A 25266-nucleotide genomic window follows, 5' to 3' on the forward strand; every position below is an offset into this window, starting at 1 on the left:
CGTGGTTATCAAGCATCACTGCAAACCGCTGCCCCTCGCCCAGCAATATCACGCGTTGAAAGCCGGCAGCCCGTATGAACGGCTGCGCATTATCCATCACGATCGCACCCTGCTATGGGAAGGATGGCTGCAACCCTCGCTGTTCAGCCGCCGCTACAAGGTCGCGATCCGATATAGCCTGCTCACCCCACCGATTTGCGTGGTGACAGAACCGGATCTCTTCGCGTTGGCCGGTACGCGGGCTATTCCGCACCTGTATCCCGCCGATAAGCATATTCCCGGCGCCAGGCTGTGCCTGTTTTTGCCTGGCTCACAGGCCGACGATGGGCTCAGCGAATGGCGTGCCCAGTTAAAAATCAGCGACACGATCATTCCCTGGGCGTCGCTCTGGCTGTTTTATTTTGAACAGTGGCTGCGCACCCGCGACTGGGAAGGCGGCGGCAAGCACCCACGCACCAGCGAGGTTAAAAATGAGCGTTGAACATGAAGGCTTTATCTCGGTCGATATTGAAACTGCCGGGCCCATACCCGGCGTGTGCAGCCTGCTCTCTATTGGCGCCTGCGTCATCGACCGCCCGGCGGAACGCTTTTACATTGAAGTGCAACCACTGAATCTGCATTACGATCCTGAAGCGCTGGCCGTCACCGGTTTCAATCTGCAGACCCAAATAACACGCGGCATCGCTCCGAAAGCGGCCATGCAGCAATTTGCCCACTGGGTAATGTCCGTCACCGACGCCACGAGTAAACCGATTTTCGTCGGTTTCAATGCGGCTTTCGACTGGTCATTCATCAATTACTACTTTCACGTTTATCTCGGCCATAATCCGTTTGGCTTTGCGGCCCTCGATATCAAAGCCCTGTACATGGGCGCCACCGGCAGCCGCTGGCAAGACACCCGCTCCAGCCGTATCGACTCCCAATTTAATCTCAAAAACCACGGCAGCCACAACGCGCTGGATGACGCGCTGTATCAGGCCGAAATGTTTTTGAAGATAAAAGCACACATGATGGAAAAGCACTGACATGGAAACGATAAAATATATTCTGATAAAGCTGGTCGACTGGAAAACGCGCCAGCGGAAAATTCAATACCTCATCATGCTGCTCGGCGCCGGGATCCTGAGTGTGAACAACTCACTGGGGAAGGCGTTAACGCTGGAGAAAGGCGATGCCCGCTTCTCGCTGGCCGTCTCCGAGGGGAATGTCATCACGGACTATTTCGTCAATTTCGTGGCGGCATTGATCATCCTGGGGGGATTTGTCTGGCTGCTGGTCGACGCCTACCGGGAGGCTAAAATCACGGTGCGCAAAAAGGGGGTGGTTATAGAAGGGAGAGCACTGCGGAAAGTCGCGACAACGCCGCTGCATAAAACGGTCTCTCGTCATTTCAAGGGTAAGATAGACGCATTAACCCTCGATATGACGCAGCGGATACGGGATGGTGCAATCAGTCACCCGGAAGAGGCCTTTGACGACAATATCAGCACGCTGGCCAGCAATATCGCCACCCGCATTGACGGTATCGACCATCAGGATTTGACGCTGGTGTATGGCGGGCAATTGCCGGTTCCGTTCACCTTCTTCATTGGCGCCATTCTCGATGACAATGGCCCGGTCTGCGTCTATGACTGGGACCGAGCGCAAGAGGCCTGGCGGCTGATTGACAACAACGCCGCCGACGACGGCGCCGATTTTACCCTGATGGAAAGCCTCATCACCTCAGCGGCCAAAGATGTGGTGCTGGCGGTCTCGGTGTCCTACCAGGCCGACATTGCCGCCATACGGCAAACCTTCCCCGCCTACCCGCTGTCGCATCTCTCGCTGAACGCCACAACGCTCGGTAATCACTGGTCACAGTCCAAACAAACCCGGCTGGCGCTGCAATTTATCGAACAGGTCAAAATGCTGACGGCGTGCGGCGCCGAACGCATCCACGTGATTTTGGCCGCCCCCAGCAGCATTGCGCTCAATTTCGGCCGCCGTTATGACAATCGCAATCTGGCGCAGCTCATTGTTTATCAATACGAGAAAGAACAGCAGCCGGCCTACCCCTGGGGGGTGGTGATGCCGACACAGGGGCAACGGCGAGGCGCGGTGGTTAAGCCTCCCACCGTTCCCTCATCCAACTGACTGTCGGACTGGGGCGAAACGAGGATATAAAAAACCGGCCTGAGCCGGTTTGGGAGCACTTGTCATTATTAGATCGGCCGTAGAACGGTCGGGGTAATGCCCTGGTGTTGCTGCGTATTTTCACTGTCACTATAGGCGGTGCGATGATTGAGCGTCCAATGGGTTCGGCAGATCAATAAAGGGCGATTGATCGGCCCGACCGATCGTCCAGCTCATCGTCACACCGCCCCACACTTCGGCAGCCAGTCCGCTTCGCACTCTTCACTCAATACCACATTGGTCTGCATCCCCAGCCGGGTTTTACGCTTGAGCAGGGTTTTCTCATACTCTCTCAGCGTCTGTGGCACCGCCAAACCAAAGGCCGTCAGGTTCATCACGTGCTGATAGCCCCGTGCCGCCATAAACGACAAGTAGGCGTGATACAGGTAGCGGCGCGGGTTCGGTGGGGTGATGTTGGCATTGCCTATCATCATCCCTTCCGGGGTGCCTAGCACCGTCAGGTAGCCGCAAAAATCAACCAGCGGGTCAGCCTGGCGTTTGATGGTCAGCGCCTCGTCCGAGCTTTGCTGCGCCTGAAGCAAGGTACGGGCCTCGTTCGGGTTGGCAAAACGCTGCATCAGGTGACGCACAATCACCGCCAGCTCCTGGGTGATTTTGTCCAGCAACTGCGGGTCGCGCTCGGCCAGCGGTATCGCGTCCGGGAAGGTGATAATCACCCGCCGACGGGATACCCCACCGCTGCGGTCGCTGAACTGCATCGGGTTGTTGTTCACCGCCAGTATCACCGCCGGGATGTAGGCGGCGTAGGCGTCGCGGTATTTCGGGTCAATGGCGACCGCATCGCCGCCGGTGATGGCCTTGATACCCGCCCCGTCTCCGCTCCACTTTTCCTGGTCAGGCAGGAGTATCAGCGAGTAACCCACCACACTGGCCCGCTCGCGCGCCGACTCCAGGTTGTCGATGGTGGCGGAGGTGGTGTTGTCGGCTCCGGCCAACAGCCGGGCGATGGCCGCCATCACGCTCTTGCCGCTGCCGCCGGGGCCGGTCACTTCGAGGAACAGCTGCCAGTCGTAGCGGTTGGCCAGCACCATAAAGAGTGCCGCGAGGATACGTTCTTGCTTGTCGTAATTGCCCCCGGCGGCCCGCGTCAGCCACTGCCAGAAGTGCGGTGCATGGTCGGCCAGGTTCTCCCCGGCGCGCGGCGGCGTGTAGTCCACGCTGTTGACGGTGCGCAGCCAGTGCTCTTGCCGGTGGGCGCTGAACTGCCCGCTGACGGTATCGAATACCCCGTTACGAAAGCCTATCAACCGGCGGGCCGGGTCGCCCATCTGCGGCACCATCAGCTTGAGGGTGTCCAAAATACTGTTGATACCCGCAGCGGAGAACGGCGCGCGCACCTTCTGGAACAGCGCGGCAATCTCCCGGCTCAGCTGCCGGTGCGGCAGCACCTGCCAGGCGCCGCGCGTATAGCGGCACAGCTCTTCCCCCACCGGCGGCACCGCCAGGGTGTTGCCGTAATGCTCGGCCAGCAGCCCGGCCTTCTCACTGGCGCTCATGGCTTTGAGGTCTGCATCGCTCAGCGTGTCGAACGGGCTCGGCTGCGACGGCTGGCTGAACGCCTGGAGCTGTGCGCGCGTGGCCTCGGCCCCTTCCCGGCCATAAACGTCGTTCCAGTCGCCTTCCGAGGGCGGCAGTGCCGGGATACCGCCGGTGACTGTGGCCGCCTCGGCGGCGCGGGTCTGTCCGGTGCCGCTGCGGTCATTATCAGCCGCCAGCAGCAGCCGCGCATCCGGGTAGTGGCTGCGCAGCTGCTCCGCCACCGCCGTCAGGTTATTGGCGCTGAGCGCCACGCACACCGTTTCGCCGGTCAGGCGATGCACGGTGAGGCCGGTGGCGTAGCCTTCGGTGAGCCAGATAACCGCGTTGTCCGGGCCGCTCAGGGTGTGGCAGGCAGCCTTGACCTGCCCGCCTGCCAGCATGCGCTTGTCACCGTTGGCGTTAATCAGCTGCACGTTGACCACCTCGCCCCCGGTATTGTGCAGCGGCAACAACAGGTCACCGGGGTGGAAGGTGATACCGCCAACGCGCAGCGACTGGCCGTGCAGGGTCAGGGTGTCCACCTCCGGCCAGCCCTTGGCGCTCAGGTAGGCATTGCCGCTTTTGCACTGAGCAGCAGCCACCAGAGCCTGTGCCTGTCGCGCGGCCTTGCGCTGGGTCTCGGCCTTGTCTTGTGGTGAATGACCGGCCTCAGCGGCCGGTGGCAGAGCGTTGGTGTTTTCTCCCATCACGGCGGCCACCTGTTCGGCGGCAGCTTTTGCTGACAGCGACAGGGCTTTTTCCACCAGATTGAGGCCGTCACCGGCTCCGCACTGATTGCAGAACCAGGTGCCGCGCCCGTCCTGGTTATCGAAGCGGAAACGGTCTTTGCCGCCGCAGGTCGGACACGGCTGCAGTTTGCCGTTCGGCTGTAAGGCGATACCGAGAGCCGGGAGTATCACCGGCCAGTGGCCGGTGGCGGTGCGTACGGTCTGGGAAACGAACTGGGCGCTCATGCTCTTCTCCTCAGTGTACGGTGGCGCTCTGCGCTGCCGACAGGCGCTCGCAGCACAGCTCGTCCATCATCTTTTGCCCGAGCGCGGTCAGGCGCGGCGCGGCCACCAGAACATCCGGCTGCACCATGTCGCTCAACATCGTGCATGCCATGTCCATGCCATCCTCTGCGCCGTACTGACGCACAAAGAGCCCTTCCAGACGCAGGGCAATCGTCATCTGCAGTTCGTCCAGCGTGTAACCCAGGCTCACCCGGTAAAAGGCGCAGGTATCCAGATAGGCTTGCGCCACGGCGCGACGGAAAACGGCGGTGCGGACTTCAATCGGTAAACAGGATGCAGTGTTCATGCGGCGGTGGCCTCCATGCGGGCAAGGATTTGGGATTCACAGGTGTTGACGACGTGGCCGAGCTGGTCGGTCAGCAGGGCAATGACCGAGGCAAACGACGCCTGTTGCGTGGCATCGGGGCGCTGCCCGCCGAGGTCGAGGGTGTCCAGCAGGTCGAGGAACAGCACGCCGGTGGCGTGCGCATGCTGGAGACGCAGAAAATCGGCGTGCGGGATAGGGTAATGGGTATCGCGGTAGTAGCGGTCGGCCAGGGTGTTCATGCTGCTGCCTTAACCGGCAGACGACCGGCAAAGGACAACACATAATCACGGGCCAGCAGGCGGCGAGCGTTGTGCTCAGAATCCGCCACGGTACGTACGATGCGCGGTGACGCCGTCAGCGCAGAGCGGCGTACGGCCGCAAACAGGAAGCAGAATGTCGGGAGAGTCGGGGTGAGGGTCGTAGCCATGGTGGCAGCCTCCAATAAGTATTGGTTATTGCTACCACCGAAGTTCCTACACTTATGGGTGGTAGCCCAGACGGGGGTAGGAATACCGGCCTTATTGGAAACCGGCCAGCCCGAAGGCTGCCCCGCCTGAGCCACCATTGATTGACTGCTGCGATAGCATAACATCCACCGCGCAAAAAATGAGCGCACTAAGGCCACGACATAAAAAAACACGCCTGGCGCGTGTTGTGTCGCCAATAAGTAACACGGGTTCCTACGCCCGGCTGCCGATTTTGCGGCAGCGGGAGGACTATAGCGCAAGGCCGGACGTGGGAGCAAGCCGTAAGACGCCCCCGGACGTTCAATCGATCGCATTGTGATCAACCACATTACCAACGCAGAACTGACGCTGTTCGGCTTGCCGGTTCGTCAGACGAATAACATTGTGTTTTTCGCTGCGGTGCTCCGGCAAGACGATGCCAGGCTCTTTACGCTGTAACAGGATAGCTTCCGCGATAAACATTGCGTCATTGTCGCTCAGGGTAAAACTGTGCCGACCGAGGATTAACTGCATCACTTGGCGCTCCCCTGATGACGGTTGGCAATACGTTCGTCCATCCATAGTTCGACCTCAGAGGCCAGCCAGGCAACATTTTTACCGCCGAGGGAGACCTGAGCCGGGAACTGTCGGCGACTCATCATCTCGTACACGGTGGAGCGGGACAGACCGGTGGTGTAAAGCACTTCGGGCAGGCGGATAAAGCGCTCGCGCGGGGTGTAGCCGTTCTGAAGCACCGGCGACGGGGTGGATGGGGTGGGAGTGGAAACGGTCAACATAAAACGCTACCTCTTTGTGTCCGGCCAACGCTGGCCGGGACTGTGTGAACTTCGGTAGCGCCCTATTATGTGAATATTTACCAGGGTGGCAACAAGGCGTTGTTGTGTGGTGGGAGAGCTTTTTAGTTTGTTTTTCAATCAAATGGGCATATAGGTTAATATTGACCTTTATTGGCAAACCTTGGCAAACCCAAAGAAATGAACGAGCCATGAATAGCCGTTTATTAATAGGCAGAAACAGGCGTACAGGCACAACCCCAGGCTAGCCAGAGAAAAGGCCCTTTTTAGCCGAGTGAGCAGTAGTGAACACCGGGTGATGAGTTAAAAATTCACTAACCACCATTTTATCTATTGATTTAGCTATCTTTTTTACTTTTATGAATAGTAGTGAAGAGTTTAGAGAAGAACTAAAATCGCAAAAGTGATTTTGCAGTCAATATCTGAGGCGGCTGCACAACGAAAACGCTGGCGGGAAAAATACAATAGGCTCACACCGGAGGCACAAAAGCTTCATTACGGACCTCGTCCTGATTGGATAATCAGGTCCACTTCCATCACGCTACCTCCTCCCTATCCTTCCCCCGAAAACAGCCTTTTTCCTGGCTAGCGGGTGCCAAATAACGCGTGCATGGATAAGGTGCATGATTTTGCATGTAAGAAAATGCATTTTTTACCCCCTGCCGCACCAGCAGCGACGCGGCCTGCGGCCCCTCATGCACCTGCATGAAAATCGACACATAAAGCGGGCAGGCGAGGCGGGGGTAGCATTGCGCGCCAAGGGGTTTTAACGATTTATTGGCAGCATTTTCTAGCGAGCAAGGCCCGAGATAAAATCGGCGTACCATTGCAGCATCTCACGGCGTTTCTCAAGGTACTGCGCATGGTTGTAGGTACCGCGAATACCGTTCTTGTCCACGTGGGCAAGCTGCATCTCTATCCATGCAGACTCAAACCCCTGTTCATGCAGGATAGTAGACATCGTATGTCTAAAACCATGTCCAGTGGCTCTCCCTTTATATCCCAGCAGCTCAATCACCTGATTCACGCTTTCTTTACTTATAGGCTTTCTACGGTTGTTTCGTCCAATGAAAATGTAAGGATAGTGACCGGTGATCGGTTGAAGCTGTTTAAACAGCTCAATCACCTGAGTAGAGAGCGGCACTATATGGGGGCGGCGCATTTTCATGCGTGCTGCGGGGATCTCCCAGATGGCACGCTCAAGATCGATCTCTTCCCACGTGGCAAAGCGCATTTCTTGCGTGCGCACGCCGGTCAGCATAACGATCTTCGCTGCATTCTTAGTGATGATGCTGCCGGTATATCCTTCCAAATCCTTAACAAAGTAAGGTAGTTCCTCGGCCGAAAGGAATGGATGGTGCTTTTGTTTGGGAACGGCTAGCGCGCTGGCGAGATCTGGGGCTGGGTTATACTCCGCCCTGCCAGTAATAATTGCGTAGCGGAAGACCTCTCCGCAGCGCTGGCGTACCTTACGGGTCTTCTCCAATGCCCCACGCTTCTCAATGCGCCGTAGCACTTCCAGCAACTCTAACGGCTTAATCTCGGCAATGGGGCGTTGACCAACATACGGAAACACATCCTGCTCAAAGGTGCGCATGATTTCTTCCCTGTAGGCTAGAGTCCACCGGTCAGCCTTGTTCGTGTGCCATTCACGGCTAATCGCTTCAAAAGAGTTCTCGACAGAAAGCTTCTGAGCGAGCTTTTGCGCCTTTTTCTCGGCTACAGGGTCAATGCCATTAGCAACCTGCTTGCGAGCCTCTCCGCGCTTTTCTCGCGCCTCAGCCAGCGTTATCAATGGGTAGGTACCAAAGGACATCAGCTTGGCTTTTCCGGCATAGCGATATCGAAAACGCCAACCTTTACTCCCATCCGTATTGATAAGAAGGGACAGGCCTTGGCCGTCGTTGAGGGTGTAGGGTTTTTCCTGCGGTTTGGAACGTCGAATTTGTATGTCAGTTAGAAGCATGTGTATAAGTGGATTCTGTGTATAAAAATGTTATACGCACCATTATACACATTTATCTCGGATTCAGACGGTTATACACGGACTCCAGCGGACAAAGAAACCATATAATCAATTGATTTTATGCATTTTAATGGACTTTTCAGGAGCTACTCGGACAAGCTTTGGCGGAAGATCACAGGAGTCGAACCTGCCCAGGACCGCTGGCGGCCCCAACCGGATTTGAAGTCCGGCCGCCCCACCGGGGACGAGGATCTTCCTTGGAGAAGAGAAGAAGCAAGGCGCTGATTATAGCGCAGTTTGTTCGCTGCGCTAAGCGGGAAATGGCGGCCGCCGGCGATTCGGCGGCCGGGGAGAGCTACTTCAGGAAATCCTTCACGTCCAACAGGATGAACTCGTTGTCATCCGCCATATTGGGCTGGCGGCTGGAGGAGAAAGGGAAGTTGTTGTCGTTGCCGACGATGATGTGGTTGGCGTCCACCACGTCCACGTTCTCGATGGTGAAGAACGGGAAGGTCAGCACGCCGTCGTTCAGCGGCTTGCGCGCCAGCTTGTTCGGATCCTGAATGTTCATCAGGTCGATATAACCCAGTTTCTCGACCGGTTTACCGACGTTGGCGTCCGAGAAAGCGATTTTATACACTCGCTTGAACTTGGCTACCTGGCTGAAGCAGTTGTCGGTCGGCGCACCGGCGGCGCAGGCTTTGTCCGGCGTGCCTTCGCCGTTGTCGCGCTCGATCACCAGCCCGTGGGTGGCGTCGATCATGTTGAAGTCGCCGATGGCGTTCTGGTTGTCTTCCAGCACGTACTGCCAGCTGCGGCCGGTCCAGGCCTGCCGTTTGACGTCGAACTCCAGCACCCGCAGGTAGCGTTTGCCGCCGACGTTCTCGAACTGCTCGCCGTCCCACAACGCCCCTTCCAGCAGCGGGTACAGCTTGCTGCCGTCCGGCGAGGCGGCCATGCCTTCAAAGCCCTTGGAACGCGCCACCTGGAAGTTTTGCTTGCCGTCCGGCGCGCCCGGCAGGGTCAGCGTCGGGTTGTCCGGCGATTTCACTACTTTGCCATCCACCTGGGTGTCGAACACCGCCAGCACTTTGCCGTTCAGGTCGGCCTTGATCAGGTAAGGCCCAAACTCTTCACCGATCCACAAGGCATCGTCGGCAAACTGGAAGCTTTCCGGATCGAAATCGCTGCCGGTCAGATAGCGCTGCTCGGTGCTCTCGTTGATGATGTGGAACGGCACCTTTTTATCCGGATCGTGCAGGAACACTGTCTTCAGCGGCGCAACCGTGCCGTCTTTGAAATCGATCTTGTAGTGGTTGAGGTACAGCATAGCGTCCGGCGAGTTGGCCTTGCTGCCGAAACCGTTGTCGGTCAGCACCCAGTAGGTGCCGTCGGGCATGTGTTTGATGCCGGAGTGGCCCTGCAGCGGCTGGCCGTTGATCGGCAGGCCGATCCCGGTCAGGCGATCGGCGGATTTGCCCGCCACGCTGCCCAGCTCGGTGACGCGTTTGCCGCTGGTGTATTTGCCGCTCTGCTGCAGATCGCTCGGCGCGTCCTTCGGTGTGGCAACGGCGGATTTTACCGGCAGCAGCGCATGCCCGGCCAGCGTCGCCTGCACCGGCTGCGCCTCGGCCCACAGGTTGGCGCTCAGCGCCATGCAGCCGACCAGCAGCGCCAGCCGGGTTTTGGTGTTGTGCATGTCATTGTCCCTTTTCGTTGTTATCGCCCAGAAGTAAAAGCAACGTCACTATAGGGAGCGGCAATGACAGAAATATTATTCGGCGAACGCCCGCCGGTAGCTGTGCGGGTGGAAGCGCCAGGTAATGGCGATCAGCACCACCACCAGCAGCGCATGGATTTGCCAGTCCAGCACGAAGCCGCCGCTGTAGTCGCGCAGCAGGCCGGAGAGGTAGGGCGTGACGCCCGCCAGCAGGAAGCCGACGCCCTGCATAAAGGCCACCAGCCGCCCTGCCGCCGCCGGCTGGTGCAGGTGATCGAGCGCCAGCACCAGGCACAGCGGGAACGCGCCGCCCAGCCCCAGCCCGGAAACCAACACCCACAGCCACGGCAGCGTTTGCGGCAGGTAAATCAGGCCGATAAAGCCGATCAGTTGCATCATCAAGGCCAGCAGCAGCAGCGGCCGCCGGTCATGATTGCGCGCCAGCGCCGGCAGCAGCAGCGCGCCCATCACCTGGCCGAAGGTCATCAGCGCCAGCAGCGAACCGCTGGCCTGCGGCTGCCAGCCGAGCTGCATGTAATACGGCGGCAGCCAGGCGATCAGGCTGGTATAGCCGCCGTTGATCAGGCCGAAATAGGCGCCGAGCAGCCAGGCGCGCCGGTTGCGCAGCAGGCTTGGGCCGCGGTGTTCTCCCGCCGCGCCCAGGCGAGACAGCCCGCGGCTGACCGGCCACCAGGCCAGCAGCGCCACCAGGGCCGGCAACGCCCACCAGGCCAGCGCGCTGTGCCAGTCATGCCCCGCGCTCATCAGCCATGGGGTGATCGCCGCACCCAGCCCGCCGCCGCCCATCAGCGCCGCCGACCACAGCCCGGCCACCAGCGCCATGCTTTTAAGGAAGTGATGCTTGATGATGCCGGGCATCACCGCCTGGATCACCCCGATGCCGAGCCCGCCCAGCACCGCGCTCATCAGCAGTTGCACGCTGCCGGGGGCCAGTTCGCGCCAAAGCGCGCCCAGCCCGATCGCCAGCAGGCTCAACGCCACGGCGCTGCGTTCGCTGAACAGTCGGTTGATGGCGCCGCCCGCCAGCGCCATCAGCCCCATCATCAGCACCGGCAGCGTGGTCAGCAGCGCCGCGCCGCCAAAACTCAGCCCGGTGGCCTGGCGCAACGTCGGCAGTAACGGGCCGATCGAAGTCAACAGCGGCCGCATGTTCAGGCCGATCAACACCAGCGCCAGCAACAAAGGATTGAGCCAGCGACGTGGAGAAGGTGAATTAACAGAATGATTTAACAAGGTATATTCCTGGTACTGCGAAATGAAGAGTGCGGCGTCACAGCGCGATCGCCGCAGCGTTGCGTTACTGTAGGCAACGCCGCTAGTATTGGGAAATTAAATAATAAAATAGCCAACAGTGGGAAAATGAATCGCTACCCGATGTTCAATCCGCAGCTGCTGCTCAGCTTCGTCGCCGTGTGCGACAGCAACAGCTTCACCCGCGCCGCAGAGCGGGTGTTCTTGTCGCAGTCCACCGTCAGCCAGCAGGTGCGCCGGCTGGAAGAGATGCTGGGCAAGCCGCTGTTTGAACGCTCCTCGCATCAGGTGCTGCTGACCGAAGAAGGCGTCAAGTTGTTGAGCTACGCGCGCCGCATCATCGCGCTGAATGAAGAAGCCCACGACGCGCTGACCGGCATCTGGCGCGACGGCGTGCTGCGGATCGGTATGCCGGAAGATTTCGCCGTGCCCACCACCGAGCTGCTGGCGGAATTCAGCCGCGAGCACCCGCACCTGCGGCTGGACGTCGCCAGCGGCCTGAGCGCCGATCTGCACAGCGCCTACGCGCGTGAAGAGCTGGATCTGATCCTGGTGAAGCAGCGCCGCCGGCAACCGCCGCGCGCCGCGCGGCCGGAACCGCTGCTGTGGCTGGACAGCCTGGCCTTCCCGGCCATCGAGCAATCGCCGGTGCCACTGGCGGTGTTTCCGCTCAGCGGCCTGTACCGCGACGAGCTGTGCCAGGCGCTCGACAACCTCGGCAAACGCTGGCGCATCGGCTACAGCAGCGCCAGCCTGGCGGCGTTAACCGCCGCCTCCGCTGCCGGGCTGGGCGTCACCCTGCTGCCGGCCGGCTGCCGTCTGCCCGCGCATCGGGTGCTGGGCGAAGCCGAAGGATTGCCGCCGATAGACAGCTTCGAACTGGCGCTCTACTACCGCGACGGCGCCCCCGCCGCCACGCTGGCGCTGGCCCAGCGGCTGGCGGTGTTTTGCGGGTTGAAGTGAGATCGCTTACGCCACTATCGGCGGGTATTCACGCTGCAGCCAGTCGATAATCCGTACCCACAGCGCTTTGGTCTGCTCAAGGCAAGCCTGTACCGCCGCGTCCGTCACCAAATCGCCGGAGTAATCCGCCACATTGCGCTGTTTTCGCAATGCATCCAGGCAGATCATTGCCTCGCGCGGCAACCCTACGGTGAGCGGCAACGTTTGGATCATGGTCTGGTGATGACCGGGTTTGCTGGTCAGCGTACGGTACCCCTTGGCTTGTAAAGCGGCATTAGCCATTTGCATGATCACCTTATATGCCGTGTCGAAACGGCTCTCATTGCTGAGCTGAGTGATACCCGCATCGCGTCGGTTGCGCGCGGCGGCGGCCAGCAATTTTTTAATCGCCCCTGCGTCAGGCGTTATCACCTCCAGTCCCAGCCCGACCAGATTGTCCAGCGTCATCCTTGTCTCCCGCAATCCAAAGTTGGGGTTTCTGCATAATGTCCTGTATAAACGCGGAGTTCTCGACCAAAGCCGCCCGCCACTCTTCCGGCGAGTACAGTTTGGGGTTAATTTCCCGACCCAGCGTTTCCTGCAGCGGGTAAACCGCCTGAACCACATCCGCAAAAGACAGTTTACCGACGATCAACACATCGATATCACTGGCCGCCGTCGCTTTGCCACTGGCGACGGAACCAAAAATAAAGGCCCGTTCAATAGCTGCGCCAAACTCTGCCAATGTCTGCCTTAAGCGCTCCGCCGGCCCGCAAACCTTGCGGAAAATAGCCGCCAGCTCTGGGAAAATCAGGCAATCAGCGTTGGCCTGATAGCAAATTTGGTTGCCCTGCCGCTGCCTGAGCAAAATGCCCCCCTCAGCCAGCCTGCTCAACTCTTTATGTAAAGTCCCGGCCTGAGTTGCGGTACGCCGCGCAATTTCCCGCACGTGAAACGCTCGCCCGGGCTCAATAAACAGCAGGCTTAGCACTTTTCTACGGTATTCGCTGAACAGCAGTTCGAGCATCGGATCGTGCATCACGCTAACCTCAATGTAGCTTTAATGACTACAAATGTAGCTATTAAAGCTACGAAAGAGCAAACCAGGAAAGCCATTCAACCGATGGGCGCCGGTCATTACCAAATCGAATAGTCACCAGTGGCAAATGTCGCTGCCAACCGGCCGCTTCCTCTCCTAAATTGGGGGATGTTTTCACTCCCTCACCTCTGGATTAAGGAACCGAACGTGGAAAACCCTCAACAACCGGGCCGCAGAGCCTTCCTCAGCCAAACCGGCAAACTCACCACCGCCTGCGCGGTGATCGGCCTGACCGGTGGCGTGGCACAGGCCGCGTCTCCTGGCAGCGAGCAGTGTGCGCCAACGCCGATGACCCTGACCGATCGCCACTACTGCCTGAGCGAGGTGCGGCTGGAAGACGGCTTTGAATACGACGGCGACACGGTGATCGGCACCCGCACCGCGCTGTACACGCTTGAGATCAAAGACGGCAAGATCGCCGCCATTCACGCCGCCAACGCCGCGTTGCCCGCCGGCGTGCCCCGCTATCAGGCACAGGGCCGGCTGCTGCTGCCGGCGTTTCGCGATATGCACATCCACCTGGACAAAACCTTCTACAGCGGCCCGTGGCAGGCGCCGCGCCCGCGCCAGGGCAAAACCATCATGGACATGATCGCGCTGGAGCAGACGCTGATCCCGAAACTGCTGCCCACCTCGCAGCAGCGGGCGGAAAATCTGATCGCCCTGCTGCAGTCCAAAGGCAGCACCGTGGCGCGCAGCCACTGCAATATCGATCCGGTCAGCGGCCTGAAAAGCCTGGAGCACCTGCAGCGCGCGCTGGAAAACCACCGGGCGGACTTCAGCTGTGAAATCGTCGCCTTCCCGCAGCACGGCCTGCTGCACTCCAAAGTCGATGCGCTGATGCGCGAAGCGATGCAGATGGGCGTGCAGTACGTCGGCGGGCTCGATCCGACCAACGTCGACGGCGCGATGGAGAAATCGCTGGACGCCATGTTCCAGATCGCCCTCGATACCGGCAAAGGCGTGGATATCCACCTGCATGAAACCAGCCCGGCCGGGGTCGCCGCCATCAACTACATGATCGCCACCGTGGAGCAAAACCCGGCGCTGCGCGGCAAGGTCACCATCAGCCACGCTTTCGCCCTGACCACGCTGACGCCGGGCGAACTGGCGGAAACCGCCACCCGGCTGGCGGCGCAGCAGATCACCATCGCCTCCACGGTGCCGATCGGCAGCCTGATGATGCCGCTGCCGCAGCTCAGCGAGAAAGGGGTGTTCGTGATGACCGGCACCGACAGCGTGATCGACCACTGGTCGCCGTTCGGCACCGGCGACATCCTGGAAAAGGCCAACCTGTACGCCCAGCTGTACCGCGGATCCGACGAGTATCACCTGTCGCGCGCCATGGCCATCGCCACCGGCGGCGTGCTGCCGCTGGACGATAAGGGCCAGCGCGCCTGGCCGAAAGCCGGCGATGCCGCCGAGTTCGTGCTGGTCAACGCCAGCTGTTCCGCCGAGGCGGTCGCCCGCCTGCCGGCGCGCAGCGCCACCTTCCATCAGGGGCGCCTGGTGGCTGGCCAGGTGAGCAAAGCCTAAGGTCGGTCCGCTGTTGTCATCATGATGGCCGTTTTTGGCCTTCTGCCAGAGTAATGAACGGCGCAATATGGTCGCTACACACACTGGCGGAGGGCCGAAAATGTCACAGAGCGCGTTATTGATCATCGATGTCCAGCAATCATTCCAGCACCGTCCATTCTGGCAGGAGGACGATCTGCCGGCGTTTCAACAGGCGCTGACCCGTCTGATCGCGGGCTGTCAGCAACGCGGCGCGGCGCTGGTCGACGTGCTGCACGTCTCGCCGCAGGGGCCGTTCTCGCTGGCTTCAGGCCACGTGCAGCGCCTGCCGTTCCTCACCCACCAGGCGGATATCACCGTGCATAAGCATGTACACAATGCGCTGACCGAATCCGGCCTCGACGCCTGGCTGCGCGAGCGGGATATCAACCACCTGATCATCTCCGGCATCCGCACCGAACAGTGCTGTGAAACCACCACCCGGGTGGCGTCCGATCTCGGTTATCGGGTGACCTTCGTCACCGAGGCGACGCTGACCTTCCCGATGCGCCATCCCGACGGTGAAGTCTTTACCCCCGCGCAGCTGAAGCGGCATACTGAAACCGTACTGGTCGATCGTTTCGCCCGCATCGCCAGCGTGGATGAGGCGCTGGCGCAACTCGCACAGGAGTAACCATGCCGCAGGCCGTCTATTTTCTGCTGTTGCCCAACGTGCTGTCGCTCGACGTCAGCGGCCCGGCGGAAACCCTGCGCCTCGCCGGGTCGTTCAGCCTGTGTTACCTCAGCCCGGCGCCGCAGGTCGTCTGCTCCATCGGCATGACGCTGAGCGGCCTGCAGCCGTTGCCCGAACGCCTGGAAGACGGCGCCATTCTGGTGCTGCCGGGCGTCGGCGATTCGCAGCGCTATTTCGCCGGTGAAGAGGCCGAGCAGGCCCGCCGCTGGCTGGCGACGCTGCGGCCCGATCTGCAGCAGCAGCGCATCACCCTGGTGTGCATCTGTTCCGGCGCGCTGCTGGCGGCGCAGGCCGGGCTGCTCGACGGCTATCAGTGCACCACCCACCACGACGTCATCGAACGCATCCGCCTGCAGGCGCCGGCGGCGCAGGTGAAAGAGAACCGCATCTTCGTCGAAGACCGCGGCGTCTACACCAGCGCGGGCATCACCACCGGCATCGATTTGGCGCTGCATCTGGTTCACCGTCACTGCGGCTCCGGCCGGGCGCGCGACGTCGCACGCGACATGGTGGTTTATTTCCGCCGCGCCGGCGACGATCCGCAACTGTCGCCCTGGCTGCGTTACCGCAACCACCTGCACCCGGCGGTGCACCGCGCGCAGGACGTGATGGCCGCCGAGCCGGAAGCCGACTGGTCGGTGCCGCAGGTGGCGGAGAAGGCGCACGTCAGCAGCCGCCATCTGGCGCGGCTGTTTCGCAGCCACGTCGGCATCAGCGTACGGGAATATCATGAGCAGCTGCGGTTGGCGGTGGCGCAACAGCGCCTGCAGCAAGGGTATGGGTTGGAGAAGGCCGCGCTGGCGGCCGGTTTTTCTTCCGGGCGGCAGCTGCGCCGCGCCCAGCAGCGCCAGCGCTCGCCGCTATGACACCAGCCGGCGGGTATCCAGCCGCTGCAGGCCGACAGACAGCAGCAGGCTGAGCCCCAGCGCCACGCCGAACACCCAGAAGATATCCAGCAGCGGGTGGCCGGTGAAATCCAGGTGCCGGCTGCGCATCACGTTAACGATAAGGGCGTGAAAACCGTAAATCGCCAGCGAATGGCGGGAAAATACGCTCAGCCAGCCGATCGGCTGCGGCAAACAGTGTTTCACCCACACCAACAGCGCCACCGCCGCCATAAACACCAGCGGGCCGCTGTAGATGTAGTAAGTATCGGCGAAGTTGCCGTTGATGAACAGCTGATGCTTGGTGCCGCGCGCGATCAGCGCCACGCACAGCGCAAATCCTAACGCCGCCAACCAGCCCACGGCGCGCCCGCGCGCCTCCATCATGCCAATCGCCCGCCCGGCCAACGCATACAGCAGGTAGTAGAAGGTATCGCCGTAGATATACAGGTTAACCGGCAGCAGGTGCGCGTTGCCGAAGGCCAGCTTGTCGGTATTCGGGTTGGCGATCGCCGCCAACACCACCAACGCGGCGGCCAGGTAGCGACGCGACACCGGTTTAACGCCGATCAGCGGCGACAGCAGGTAAATCACCGCGATGGCGTAGAAAAACCACAGGTGGTAAAACACCGGCTTTTGCAGGATGCCGCGCAGCGACGGCCAGAAACCGATCTTGGTGAAGGCCGCGATATAGATCAGCGCGATGGCGCTGTAGAACAGAATGCAGCAGATGATGCGGGTGAAATGCCGCCGGCCGGCGCTCTTTTCGCCGAAGAACAGGTAGCCGGAAATCATAAAGAACAGCGGCACCGACACGCGCGACAGCGAGTTCAGCACGTTGGCGATGTCCCAGTTGTGCAACCCTATCGCCGCGCCGTTGGTGATGTAATAGGTGGTGGCGTGGATCATCACCACCATCATGCACGCCATCGCCCGCAGGTTGTCTATCCAGCCGATTTTCTCGCTCAAACGCTCGCCCGATCTTGTGTCATATTGATATGTTAAGAAGAGGTTATCGGGCACGGCGTTCGGCAACAACCCAAAAGCGAAATATCAGAATGCACTTAAACAACACCTTATGATTGCGAAGGTGAACAATTGGCGGCAAAATAGCCGCCACAACTCGCTCAGTTTGCGCTTCCCGCCCTGGCAGTTCCTTTTTCTCTTTTACTATCAGTACAATAATATGAAAACGACATTACCACCTGCGGCACGTTTGGGCCGGCAGGCGCTTTTATTCCCTCTTTGTCTGGTGCTGTTCGAGTTCGCCACCTATATCGGCAACGATATGATTCAGCCGGGCATGCTGGCCGTCGTGGCGGATTTCAACGCCGGCGAAGAGTGGGTGCCCACCTCAATGACCGCCTATCTGGCCGGCGGCATTTTCCTGCAGTGGCTGCTCGGGCCGCTGTCGGATCGTCGCGGCCGTCGCCCGGTGATGCTGGCCGGGGTGGCGTTCTTCACCGTCTCCTGCCTGGCGATCCTGCTGGTCACCACCATCGAGCAGTTTATCGCCATGCGTTTCCTGCAGGGCATCGGCCTGTGCTTTATCGGCGCGGTCGGCTACGCCACCATCCAGGAGTCGTTCGAGGAGGCGGTGTGCATCAAAATCACCGCCCTGATGGCTAACGTGGCGCTGATCGCCCCGCTGCTCGGGCCGCTGGCCGGCGCGGCGTTAATCCACGTAGCGCCGTGGCAGAGCATGTTTGTGCTGTTTGCGGCGCTGGCGGCCATCGCCTTCTACGGCCTGTGGAAAGCGATGCCGGAAACCGCCACGCTGCAGGGCGAGGCGTTTTCCGCCGCCAACCTGTGGCGCGACTACCGCCAGGTGCTGGGCAACCGCCGCTTCCTGTGCGGCGCCCTGGCGATCGGTTTCGCCAGCCTGCCGCTGCTGGCCTGGATCGCCCAGTCGCCGGTGATCCTGATCAGCGGCGAGTCGCTGTCGACGCTGGACTACGGCCTGCTGCAGATCCCGGTGTTCGGCGCGCTGATCCTCGGCAACCTGACGCTGGCACGCCTGACCGGCAAAAACAGCGTGGAGCGCCTGATCAAGCTGGGCGCAGGCCCGATGCTGCTGGGGCTGCTGATCGCCGCGCTGGCGACCCAGTTCTCCAGCCACGCCTACCTGTGGATGACCGCCGGCCTGAGCCTGTACGCCTTCGGCATTGGCCTGGCCAACGCCGGGCTGTACCGCCTGACGCTGTTCTCCAGCAACGTCAGCAAGGGCACAGTGTCGGCCACGATGGGCATGCTGAGCATGATGGTGTTCACCGTCGGCATCGAGCTGGCCAAGGTCGCCTACGTCTGGGGCGGCAGCGGGCTGTTCAACCTGTTCAACCTCATCAGCGGCCTGTGCTGGCTGACGCTGGTGGCGCTGTTCCTCGGCAAACGCCGTAACGGCGACCCCACGCCGCAGCCGAACGGCGCGGCGTAAACGCAACGATAAAACGCCGGTCCGGTTTCCCGACCGGCGTTTTTTATGCGGCTTCAGCCGAGCAACCCCCACAGTGCATACCCCGCTCCCACCACCGCCACCGCCAACAACAGCAACGCAGACAGGACAGAGATCGCCCGCCGCGCGCGCTGCAGCGCCGTTCCCGACAGCAGGGTGATATAGGTCAGCAAAATGGCGAAGTCCGCCAGCACCCACAGCGCGGTCAGCAGCGTCAGGCTGGCGCCGATCGAGGGGGTGACGGCGATGAACTGCGGGAAAAAGGCGACGAAGAAGATAATGTCTTTGGGGTTGGCGATGCCCACCAGAAAACCATTCAGGATCGCCGAGCGTTTTTGCGGCGGCGCAACGGGCTGCGCATCGGGGGCTCGCGCGGATAAATCCTCATACAGCGAGACGATCGCCATACGGCCGATAAACAGGCAACCCAGCAGGCCTATCCACTGCAGCAAGCGCATATCCACGGCGAACAGCCCGGTGATAATCAGCGCGGCGACGCCGATCAGCAACAAGGAGGCTCCGTTGCTGCCCAGCGCGGTCAACAGCGCACGCCGGGCGCCAAAGCGCGCCGCGGTGTTGGCCACCACCATCACCACCGGCCCCGGCGTGGCGATCAGCAACAAAATGGCGGCGAAATACGCCGCCAGCAACGACAGGTTCATCTTTATTTCACTCACATTCAGTCAGTTGGCGTCGCGCCATTATCATGCCGCCGCCCCCGCCTTGAAAAAGGAGTAATCCTGTCGTTTACTGTGAATCAGACTCATTATTAGAGACGCCGCGATGGCCAGTTCCCTTCCGCCGCTTTACGCCCTGCGCGCCTTCGAAAGCGCCGCCCGCACCGGCTCGTTCACGCTGGCCGCCGAGGAGCTGCATCTCACCCCGAGCGCGGTCAGCAAGCACATCAAAACGCTGGAGCAGCACTTCGGCTGCCGGCTGTTCCAGCGCAACGGCCCGCGTATCGAGGTCACGCCGCAGGGGAAAATCTTCGCCGCCGAGCTGCAGCAAGGGTTTGGCCGCATCGAGCAAGCCTGCGAGCTGTTCAGAAGCCACCGCGATCTGCTGCGGCTGAAGGCGCCCTCCACCCTGACCCTGCGCTGGCTGCTGGACTGCCTGAGCCGGTTCCGGCAAACGGCGCAGGCGTTCGAGGTGCAGGCAGCCAGCGTCTGGATGGACATCGACAGCGTGGATTTTTTCAGCGAACCCTACGACTGCGCCATCCTGCTCGGCAACGGCCATTTTGGCGCCAATACCGCCGCCGCCAAGCTGTTCGACGAATGGCTGATCCCGATTTGCGCCCCCGCGCTGCTCGCCGACGGGCAGCGGGATCTCGCCGCCTGCCCGCTGATCCACCCGTCGCCCGATCGGCGCGACTGGCGGCGCTGGCTGCAGAAAAGCGGCATCGCGGCCCCGATCGATCTCATGCGAGGCCAGGTATTTGATTCGCTGGAACAGGGCAACGCGGCGGCCATCGCCGGGCACGGCGTCTCGATCGGCGATCTGGCGCTGAGCCTGCGGACGATTGAGGAGGGATTATTGGTGCTGCCTTGTGACGTCGCCGTGCGCACCGGCGACGGTTACTATCTGGTTTGGCCGGAAGAATCGGCAAAACGGCCGCTGATCGAACGCTTACAGGCATTTCTCGCCGCCCAAACGCCCGACGTCAGCCGGGCCGCCGTCAGGTTTATCGGGTAGGGGACTCGCTACCGAACAGCCCGCCGTCGCGCAGCAGATGCTCGTTGCCCTTGCGGCGGGTAAAGCCGCTGCGATCGAAGAACTCCAGCACCTGGATCGCCAGCTTGCGCCCGACGCCGAGCCGATCGCGGAAATCGGCGGCGTTGGCGCCCCCGCGCTCCGCATCCAGCTCGCGGATCAGCGCCGCGAACTGATCGATGCGTCGGCTGAGGTAGTAGCGATCCACCACCACCGCCGTCACATGCCCCAACTGAGCCGCCTTGCGCAGCAGCGCGCGCACCCGGCTCTCTTCCTCGCCCAATTCGCTCGCCAGATCGCGCACCCACCAGGGTTCGTCGCCGAACAGCGGTTCGATGCGCGCCCACAGCGGCGCCTCTTCGGCGCTGAACGCCAGGCCATGTTCCGGCAGGTGCAGCCAGCCGCGCGTATTGCGCAGCGCGCCGGCCCGCAGCAGCCGATCGATCATCATAAACACCAGCGTTTCCGGCTGCTGAGGCAGGGCCATGCGCCGCAGGCGGGCGCGCCCTAAGCCCAGCTGATCGGCGTGCTGTTGGTGATACTCCGCCAGCACCTGCAGCAGGCGGCTTTCCGCCTGTTGCACCTGATCCTGCGCCAGCGCTCGGTCACCGACGATCAGCAGATCGCGGTTCGCCAGCAGCTCGTTCAGGCCATCGTCCGTCAATTGACGCGCCCAGGCGAACGCTGCCAGTGACAGCGCGCCGTGCGGCAATTCAAGCGCCAGCGCCTGCGCATCGTCCTGCGCCAGCGCCAGGGCCTGCAGCCATGCCAGATAGTCCGGCTGACGCTTGCCGCGCTTGGGCGCATTCAGCCTGAGCACCCGAGCCGCGCCCAGCGTTTGCCGCGCGCCGATATCGCGCAGCACCAGCCGATCGTTCTGCGCCAACCACAGCGGACGATCGAGGATCAGTTCCGCCAGCCCGTCGTTCAGCAACGAAATGCGCCCGGTGATGTGGCTGGCGGCATGGTGCAGATGCAGCGGCTGCCAATGGCGGATCGGCCGATCCGTCTCCAGCGCCACCAGAATGCGTTCCGCCGCTTCGTGCGGACGCTGCGCCAGCAGCCAATCGCCGCGCGCGACCCGCTCTTTATCGACATCGCCGCTGATGTTAAGCGCAATGCGCTGCCCGGCCTGCGCCTGCTCCACGGTCTGATTCTGGGCATGCAGGCCGCGCACCCGCACCGGCGCGTCGGCGCCGGTCAGCCACAGTGTATCCCCCACCTTCACCCGGCCGCCGAGCGCGGTGCCGGTCACCACCAGCCCCGCCCCTTTGACGCTGAACGCGCGGTCTACCGCCAGGCGAAAACGGCGCGTCAGCGCATGTTCAGCGGGCGACAACGCCAGCAAATGCGCGCGCAGCGCCTCGATGCCCTCGCCCGCCGCCGCCGCGGTCACGAACAGCGGCGCATCGGGCCCCCCCTGGCGCGCCAATTCGTCGCGCACCTGGCTGCGCACTTCATCGACACGCGCCGCGTCCACCCGGTCGGCCTTGGTCAGCGCCACCGTCAGCGCCGGGCGCCCGCTCAGGCGCAGGATCGCCAGATGCTCGCGGGTTTGCGCCATCACGCCGTCGTCGCAGGCCACCACCAGCAACGCATGATCGATGCCGCCGACGCCCGCCAGCATGTTGGCGAGGAATTTCTCGTGGCCGGGCACGTCGATAAAGCCCAGCACCCGGCCGTCCGGCTGCGGCCAGTAGGCGTAACCCAGATCGATGGTCATGCCGCGGCGCTTTTCTTCCGGCAGGCGATCCGCGTTGATCCCGGAGATCGCCTGCAGCAGGGTGGTTTTGCCATGATCGACATGGCCGGCGGTGGCGATGATCATGATGCGCTCAGCGCTGCGATCAGCGCCCCTTCCTGTTCCAGGCAGCGCAGATCCAGCCACAGCCGGCCGTCGCCGAGGCGGCCGATCACCGGCTGCGGCAGACAGCGCCAGCGTTCGGCCAGCGCTTCCAGCGTGGCGCCGCGGCCGTCGCGCGGCGTGAAGGTCAGGGCATAGCTGGGCAGGCGATCCACCGGCAGCGAACCGCTGCCGATCTGCGACCAGCACGGTTCGGCGCGCAGGTCGAAATCGGTGGTGAACCGTGGCGTCAGCGCCGTCAGCAGCCGCTCGGCCGTCTGTTGCATCTCCTGCTGCGGGCGGGTCAGCAGCCGCAGCGTCGGCAGCTGCTCAGCCAGTTTTTCCGGCTGCAGATAGAGCCGCAGCGTGGCCTCCAGAGCCGCCAGCGTCAGCTTGCCGACGCGCAGCGCGCGTTTGAGCGGGTGCTGCTGCAAACGCGCGATCAGCGCCTTTTTGCCGACGATGATGCCGGCCTGCGGGCCGCCCAGCAGCTTATCGCCGGAGAACGTCACCAGATCGACGCCGGCGGCCAGCAGCCGCTGCGGCATCGGTTCGGCGGGCAGGCCGTACTGCGCCATATCGATCAGCGAGCCGCTGCCCAGATCGGTGGCGGTCGGCACGCCCTGTTCGGCCCCGAGCTGCGCCAGTTCGGCCTCGTCGACCGCCGCGGTAAAGCCCTGAATGCTGTAGTTGCTGGTGTGCACTTTCATTAACAAGCCAGTCTGCTCGTTGATGGCCTGGCGGTAATCCTTCAGATGAGTGCGGTTGGTGGTGCCGACCTCGACCAATTGACAGCCGGCCTGGCGCATCACGTCGGGAATGCGGAACGCGCCGCCGATTTCCACCAGCTCGCCGCGCGACACCACCACCTCTTTGCCGGGGGCGATCGCCGCCAGCATCAGCAGCACCGCCGCCGCGTTGTTATTGACGATGCAGGCGTCTTCCGCGCCGGTCAGCCGGCACAGCAGACTCGCCACCGCCCGATCGCGATGGCCACGCCCGGCGCCGTCCAGATCGTACTCCAGCGTCACCGCCTCCCCCATCACCGCGTTCACCGCATCCTTCACCGGCTGCGCCAGCAGGGCGCGCCCGAGGTTGGTGTGCAGCACGGTGCCGCTGAGGTTGAACACCGGCAATAACGCCGGGCGTTGCTGCCGGGCCAGCTCGTCCCGCAGCGCCTGCGGCCAGTCGCCGCACCAGGCCGGCAAGCGTTGCCGTTGTTTGATCGCGTCGCGCGCCTGGGCCTGCAGCCGGCGCAGCAGTTCGCCGATCAGCGTCTGGCCATGCTGCGCCACCAGCGGTTCAATCGCGGGTTCACGCAGCAGGCGGTCGATAGCGGGCAGTTGGCTGTAAAGAAGGTGGGATTCAGTGCTCATGGTCGCTCGGTTTTCAGTTTAAACGTATCGGCATAGCAAAACCCCGCCGCGGCGGGGAGAAAGGAAAGCTCAGGGCGGCGCCGTGCGGGCGAAACTTTCGCGGGCGAACAGGCGTTCGGCCAGTTTGACCAGCGCCGGGCGTTCGACGCACCAGTTGGGCAGGATGCGGCGGAAATTGAGGTAGCCCAGCGCGCAGCCGGTGGCGATATCCGCCAGCGTCAGCCGCTCGGCATTGAGCCACGCTTTTTCCCGCGCCAGCGCCTCCAGCGCGTCCAGACCCTGCGTCAGCTTGTCACGCTGGCGCAGCATCCAGCTTTCGTCCTGTTTTTCCGGCGCGCGCCGGCTTTCGCGGAACAGCGTCGCCGCCGCTTCGGTCACGCCGTCCGCCAACGCCGCCACCTGCCGGACGCGCAACGCGGCGGCGCGTTCGGCCGGCAAAAACGCCGGCTCCACCGCCAGCAGCTCGAGGTATTCGGCCACCACCGGCGAGTCGTAAAACACCTCGCCGTCATCGGCGATCAGCACCGGCACCTTGGCGAGCGGGTTCAACTCCTTCACCCGGCTGCCGGGCTCATACGGCGGATCGTTGACGAACTCGAACGCAATCCCCTTCTCCAGCAGCATCACGGAAATCTTGCGCACAAAGGGGCTGGTGTAACTGCCGATAAGCTTCATCCGGTCTCCTCCGCTTCGTCCTGGCTGCGGCGTCCTTACTTCACCGCCAGGGTATCGATAATCCGCTGCACCAGCGCCTGATGCACTTCCGGCGTTTTGGCCGGCGACAGCATTTGCAACGTCACCACCCGCTTGTTGAACACCGTCAACACCAGGGTGGAGACCACCTTTTGCCCGTTGACGGTCTGTTCGGTATCCACCCGGCGAAACTTCTGTTTGCCGACGCTGAAGTTCTCTTCTTTGGTGGTCTGGATATTCTGATAGCGTTCGGCCAGCACCGTGATGGCGCTCTGCGCCAGCTCTTTCAGCATTTTGTCGCTGGTGTTGAGCTTCATGCCGTCCGGCGGGATCACTTCGGACGAGACCGCGCTCTGGCGCGACTTGCCGTCAAGGAAGCGCTGAATGGTGGAGGTGCTGTCGTTGATGATGCCGCTGTTCAGCGTTTGATCGCTAAAGCCCGGCGGCAGCTCGAAGGTGATCTTGCCCTTCTGCAGCGACACGTTCAGCCCCGGCGGCGCGGGCGGGGTTTCTACCGGCGCAGGCGGCGGCGGTGGCGCGGGCTGCGTCACGGTCGGCTTGGTGTCCGGCGGCGGCACCGCCGGTTTGGTGTCGTCTTTGTTGTCGCAGGCCGCCAGTCCAACCGCCAACACGGCGACCGCGGTCAGTTTTGCCAGGGTGTTTAACATCGTGGTTCCTTTCGCTTGGCGCGTTATGGCCTAAACGTAGCAACTCGCCCGGGCGATTGCCAGAAGCCCGTTCTGAA

General features: G+C 62.0%; 26 protein-coding genes and 1 tRNA gene. 9 read left to right on the top strand and 18 right to left on the bottom strand.

Annotation, left to right across the window (positions count from 1 at the left end; all coding sequences use genetic code 11):
* Nucleotide 1: 1 nt before the first annotated feature.
* The 3 genes from ACMGF7_RS07430 to ACMGF7_RS07440 are packed head-to-tail and all read left to right on the top strand — an operon-like array spanning nt 2 to nt 2133.
* Entirely contained in the window at nt 2–481 is a 480-nt protein-coding gene (locus ACMGF7_RS07430; protein ID WP_289528286.1) for a hypothetical protein, read from the top strand.
* Nucleotides 471–1025 (top strand): 3'-5' exonuclease, encoded by a 555-nt coding sequence (locus ACMGF7_RS07435; RefSeq protein ID WP_289528284.1) that lies wholly within the window; start codon nt 471–473, stop codon nt 1023–1025. Before ACMGF7_RS07430 ends, ACMGF7_RS07435 begins: the two co-directional genes overlap by 11 nt.
* A gap of 1 nt (nt 1026) precedes the next feature.
* The gene (locus ACMGF7_RS07440; protein ID WP_289528283.1) at nt 1027–2133 is read left to right on the top strand and encodes an SAVED domain-containing protein; all 1107 of its coding nucleotides are present in this window, start codon (nt 1027–1029) and stop codon (nt 2131–2133) included.
* A 218-nt stretch (nt 2134–2351) separates the two neighbouring features.
* Here ACMGF7_RS07440 and ACMGF7_RS07445 read toward each other — a convergent pair whose 3' ends face one another.
* The 10 genes from ACMGF7_RS07445 to ACMGF7_RS07490 all read right to left on the bottom strand — a co-directional run bounded on the left by ACMGF7_RS07445 (nt 2352) and on the right by ACMGF7_RS07490 (nt 11253).
* Nucleotides 2352–4685 (bottom strand): primase-helicase zinc-binding domain-containing protein, encoded by a 2334-nt coding sequence (locus ACMGF7_RS07445; protein WP_420286408.1) that lies wholly within the window; start codon nt 4683–4685, stop codon nt 2352–2354.
* A gap of 10 nt (nt 4686–4695) precedes the next feature.
* Nucleotides 4696–5031, bottom strand: coding sequence for a DUF5375 family protein (locus ACMGF7_RS07450; RefSeq protein ID WP_289528280.1), 336 nt, complete (start codon nt 5029–5031; stop codon nt 4696–4698).
* On the bottom strand, nt 5028–5291 hold the full coding sequence (locus ACMGF7_RS07455; RefSeq protein WP_043146645.1) for a hypothetical protein: 264 nt from the start codon (nt 5289–5291) through the stop codon (nt 5028–5030). The genes ACMGF7_RS07450 and ACMGF7_RS07455 overlap by 4 nt, the downstream gene beginning before the upstream one ends.
* Nucleotides 5288–5833, bottom strand: a complete 546-nt coding sequence (locus ACMGF7_RS07460) for a host cell division inhibitor Icd-like protein (RefSeq protein ID WP_289528277.1) — start codon at nt 5831–5833, stop codon at nt 5288–5290. The genes ACMGF7_RS07455 and ACMGF7_RS07460 overlap by 4 nt, the downstream gene beginning before the upstream one ends.
* Nucleotides 5820–6032, bottom strand: a complete 213-nt coding sequence (locus ACMGF7_RS07465; protein ID WP_289528333.1) for a hypothetical protein — start codon at nt 6030–6032, stop codon at nt 5820–5822. Before ACMGF7_RS07465 ends, ACMGF7_RS07460 begins: the two co-directional genes overlap by 14 nt.
* Nucleotides 6032–6295 (bottom strand): helix-turn-helix transcriptional regulator, encoded by a 264-nt coding sequence (locus tag ACMGF7_RS07470; RefSeq protein WP_289528275.1) that lies wholly within the window; start codon nt 6293–6295, stop codon nt 6032–6034. Before ACMGF7_RS07470 ends, ACMGF7_RS07465 begins: the two co-directional genes overlap by 1 nt.
* A gap of 808 nt (nt 6296–7103) precedes the next feature.
* A complete protein-coding gene (locus tag ACMGF7_RS07475) occupies nt 7104–8279 on the bottom strand; it encodes a tyrosine-type recombinase/integrase (protein WP_176326458.1) in 1176 nt (391 codons plus the stop codon).
* Between the two features lie 162 nt (nt 8280–8441).
* A tRNA-Sec gene (locus tag ACMGF7_RS07480) sits at nt 8442–8536 on the bottom strand.
* Between the two features lie 98 nt (nt 8537–8634).
* A complete protein-coding gene (locus ACMGF7_RS07485; RefSeq protein WP_049299606.1) occupies nt 8635–9978 on the bottom strand; it encodes an esterase-like activity of phytase family protein in 1344 nt (447 codons plus the stop codon).
* A 75-nt stretch (nt 9979–10053) separates the two neighbouring features.
* Complete coding sequence (locus ACMGF7_RS07490) at nt 10054–11253, bottom strand: cyanate transporter (protein ID WP_031299770.1); 1200 nt, start codon at nt 11251–11253, stop codon at nt 10054–10056.
* 126 nt (nt 11254–11379) lie between these two features.
* On the opposite strand from ACMGF7_RS07490, the gene ACMGF7_RS07495 reads away from it, so the two are divergent.
* Nucleotides 11380–12234, top strand: coding sequence for a LysR family transcriptional regulator (locus ACMGF7_RS07495; RefSeq protein WP_049240351.1), 855 nt, complete (start codon nt 11380–11382; stop codon nt 12232–12234).
* 6 nt (nt 12235–12240) lie between these two features.
* Here ACMGF7_RS07495 and ACMGF7_RS07500 read toward each other — a convergent pair whose 3' ends face one another.
* Nucleotides 12241–12681: a DNA-binding protein gene (locus ACMGF7_RS07500; protein ID WP_164095877.1), complete on the bottom strand. Its 441-nt coding sequence runs from the start codon at nt 12679–12681 to the stop codon at nt 12241–12243.
* Nucleotides 12632–13252: a nucleotidyltransferase domain-containing protein gene (locus tag ACMGF7_RS07505; RefSeq protein ID WP_164095878.1), complete on the bottom strand. Its 621-nt coding sequence runs from the start codon at nt 13250–13252 to the stop codon at nt 12632–12634. Before ACMGF7_RS07505 ends, ACMGF7_RS07500 begins: the two co-directional genes overlap by 50 nt.
* 207 nt (nt 13253–13459) lie before the next feature.
* Between ACMGF7_RS07505 and ACMGF7_RS07510 the strand changes: the two genes are divergently transcribed.
* From ACMGF7_RS07510 to ACMGF7_RS07520, 3 genes are all read left to right on the top strand, one after another.
* The gene (locus ACMGF7_RS07510; protein WP_197800714.1) at nt 13460–14848 is read left to right on the top strand and encodes an amidohydrolase family protein; all 1389 of its coding nucleotides are present in this window, start codon (nt 13460–13462) and stop codon (nt 14846–14848) included.
* 100 nt (nt 14849–14948) lie between these two features.
* Nucleotides 14949–15500, top strand: a complete 552-nt coding sequence (locus tag ACMGF7_RS07515) for an isochorismatase family protein (RefSeq protein ID WP_004934049.1) — start codon at nt 14949–14951, stop codon at nt 15498–15500.
* 2 nt (nt 15501–15502) lie between these two features.
* Entirely contained in the window at nt 15503–16426 is a 924-nt protein-coding gene (locus tag ACMGF7_RS07520; RefSeq protein ID WP_164095880.1) for a GlxA family transcriptional regulator, read from the top strand.
* Here ACMGF7_RS07520 and ACMGF7_RS07525 read toward each other — a convergent pair.
* Nucleotides 16421–17413 (bottom strand): acyltransferase, encoded by a 993-nt coding sequence (locus ACMGF7_RS07525; protein ID WP_197800715.1) that lies wholly within the window; start codon nt 17411–17413, stop codon nt 16421–16423. The genes ACMGF7_RS07520 and ACMGF7_RS07525 overlap by 6 nt on opposite strands.
* A gap of 217 nt (nt 17414–17630) precedes the next feature.
* On the opposite strand from ACMGF7_RS07525, the gene ACMGF7_RS07530 reads away from it, so the two are divergent.
* The gene (locus tag ACMGF7_RS07530; RefSeq protein ID WP_197763951.1) at nt 17631–18878 is read left to right on the top strand and encodes an MFS transporter; all 1248 of its coding nucleotides are present in this window, start codon (nt 17631–17633) and stop codon (nt 18876–18878) included.
* A 53-nt stretch (nt 18879–18931) separates the two neighbouring features.
* Here the strand turns inward: ACMGF7_RS07530 and ACMGF7_RS07535 are convergent, their stop codons facing one another.
* Entirely contained in the window at nt 18932–19558 is a 627-nt protein-coding gene (locus ACMGF7_RS07535) for a LysE family translocator (protein WP_049240358.1), read from the bottom strand.
* A 121-nt stretch (nt 19559–19679) separates the two neighbouring features.
* Between ACMGF7_RS07535 and ACMGF7_RS07540 the strand changes: the two genes are divergently transcribed.
* Nucleotides 19680–20591, top strand: a complete 912-nt coding sequence (locus ACMGF7_RS07540; RefSeq protein ID WP_049240359.1) for a LysR family transcriptional regulator — start codon at nt 19680–19682, stop codon at nt 20589–20591.
* On the opposite strand, the gene selB is transcribed toward ACMGF7_RS07540, so the two are convergent.
* The 4 genes from selB to ACMGF7_RS07560 form a co-directional block, all read right to left on the bottom strand.
* The gene (gene selB, locus ACMGF7_RS07545) at nt 20581–22437 is read right to left on the bottom strand and encodes a selenocysteine-specific translation elongation factor (protein WP_420286409.1); all 1857 of its coding nucleotides are present in this window, start codon (nt 22435–22437) and stop codon (nt 20581–20583) included. The two genes, ACMGF7_RS07540 and selB, sit on opposite strands and share 11 nt — an antisense overlap.
* A complete protein-coding gene (gene selA, locus ACMGF7_RS07550; protein WP_164095883.1) occupies nt 22434–23828 on the bottom strand; it encodes an L-seryl-tRNA(Sec) selenium transferase in 1395 nt (464 codons plus the stop codon). The genes selB and selA overlap by 4 nt, the downstream gene beginning before the upstream one ends.
* A gap of 69 nt (nt 23829–23897) precedes the next feature.
* Nucleotides 23898–24503, bottom strand: a complete 606-nt coding sequence (locus ACMGF7_RS07555; protein WP_197800716.1) for a glutathione S-transferase — start codon at nt 24501–24503, stop codon at nt 23898–23900.
* A gap of 35 nt (nt 24504–24538) precedes the next feature.
* Nucleotides 24539–25189, bottom strand: a complete 651-nt coding sequence (locus ACMGF7_RS07560; protein ID WP_033636562.1) for a DcrB-related protein — start codon at nt 25187–25189, stop codon at nt 24539–24541.
* Nucleotides 25190–25266 lie beyond the last annotated feature (77 nt).

It is taken from the genome of Serratia sp. BNK-17, assembly GCF_048684935.1.
GTDB lineage: Bacteria > Pseudomonadota > Gammaproteobacteria > Enterobacterales > Enterobacteriaceae > Serratia > Serratia nematodiphila.

Coding starts and splice junctions, on each gene's coding strand:
- ACMGF7_RS07465 (WP_289528333.1), bottom strand. CDS start 6,032: ATGCAGTTAATCCTCGGTCGGCACAGTTTTACCCTGAGCGACAATGAC.
- ACMGF7_RS07440 (WP_289528283.1), top strand. CDS start 1,027: ATGGAAACGATAAAATATATTCTGATAAAGCTGGTCGACTGGAAAACG.
- ACMGF7_RS07495 (WP_049240351.1), top strand. CDS start 11,380: ATGAATCGCTACCCGATGTTCAATCCGCAGCTGCTGCTCAGCTTCGTC.
- ACMGF7_RS07555 (WP_197800716.1), bottom strand. CDS start 24,503: ATGAAGCTTATCGGCAGTTACACCAGCCCCTTTGTGCGCAAGATTTCC.
- selA (WP_164095883.1), bottom strand. CDS start 23,828: ATGAGCACTGAATCCCACCTTCTTTACAGCCAACTGCCCGCTATCGAC.
- ACMGF7_RS07535 (WP_049240358.1), bottom strand. CDS start 19,558: ATGAACCTGTCGTTGCTGGCGGCGTATTTCGCCGCCATTTTGTTGCTG.
- ACMGF7_RS07470 (WP_289528275.1), bottom strand. CDS start 6,295: ATGTTGACCGTTTCCACTCCCACCCCATCCACCCCGTCGCCGGTGCTT.
- ACMGF7_RS07515 (WP_004934049.1), top strand. CDS start 14,949: ATGTCACAGAGCGCGTTATTGATCATCGATGTCCAGCAATCATTCCAG.
- ACMGF7_RS07435 (WP_289528284.1), top strand. CDS start 471: ATGAGCGTTGAACATGAAGGCTTTATCTCGGTCGATATTGAAACTGCC.
- selB (WP_420286409.1), bottom strand. CDS start 22,437: ATGATCATCGCCACCGCCGGCCATGTCGATCATGGCAAAACCACCCTG.
- ACMGF7_RS07450 (WP_289528280.1), bottom strand. CDS start 5,031: ATGAACACTGCATCCTGTTTACCGATTGAAGTCCGCACCGCCGTTTTC.
- ACMGF7_RS07455 (WP_043146645.1), bottom strand. CDS start 5,291: ATGAACACCCTGGCCGACCGCTACTACCGCGATACCCATTACCCTATC.
- ACMGF7_RS07475 (WP_176326458.1), bottom strand. CDS start 8,279: ATGCTTCTAACTGACATACAAATTCGACGTTCCAAACCGCAGGAAAAA.
- ACMGF7_RS07485 (WP_049299606.1), bottom strand. CDS start 9,978: ATGCACAACACCAAAACCCGGCTGGCGCTGCTGGTCGGCTGCATGGCG.
- ACMGF7_RS07520 (WP_164095880.1), top strand. CDS start 15,503: ATGCCGCAGGCCGTCTATTTTCTGCTGTTGCCCAACGTGCTGTCGCTC.
- ACMGF7_RS07445 (WP_420286408.1), bottom strand. CDS start 4,685: ATGAGCGCCCAGTTCGTTTCCCAGACCGTACGCACCGCCACCGGCCAC.
- ACMGF7_RS07500 (WP_164095877.1), bottom strand. CDS start 12,681: ATGACGCTGGACAATCTGGTCGGGCTGGGACTGGAGGTGATAACGCCT.
- ACMGF7_RS07530 (WP_197763951.1), top strand. CDS start 17,631: ATGAAAACGACATTACCACCTGCGGCACGTTTGGGCCGGCAGGCGCTT.
- ACMGF7_RS07460 (WP_289528277.1), bottom strand. CDS start 5,833: ATGCGATCGATTGAACGTCCGGGGGCGTCTTACGGCTTGCTCCCACGT.
- ACMGF7_RS07560 (WP_033636562.1), bottom strand. CDS start 25,189: ATGTTAAACACCCTGGCAAAACTGACCGCGGTCGCCGTGTTGGCGGTT.
- ACMGF7_RS07540 (WP_049240359.1), top strand. CDS start 19,680: ATGGCCAGTTCCCTTCCGCCGCTTTACGCCCTGCGCGCCTTCGAAAGC.
- ACMGF7_RS07505 (WP_164095878.1), bottom strand. CDS start 13,252: ATGCACGATCCGATGCTCGAACTGCTGTTCAGCGAATACCGTAGAAAA.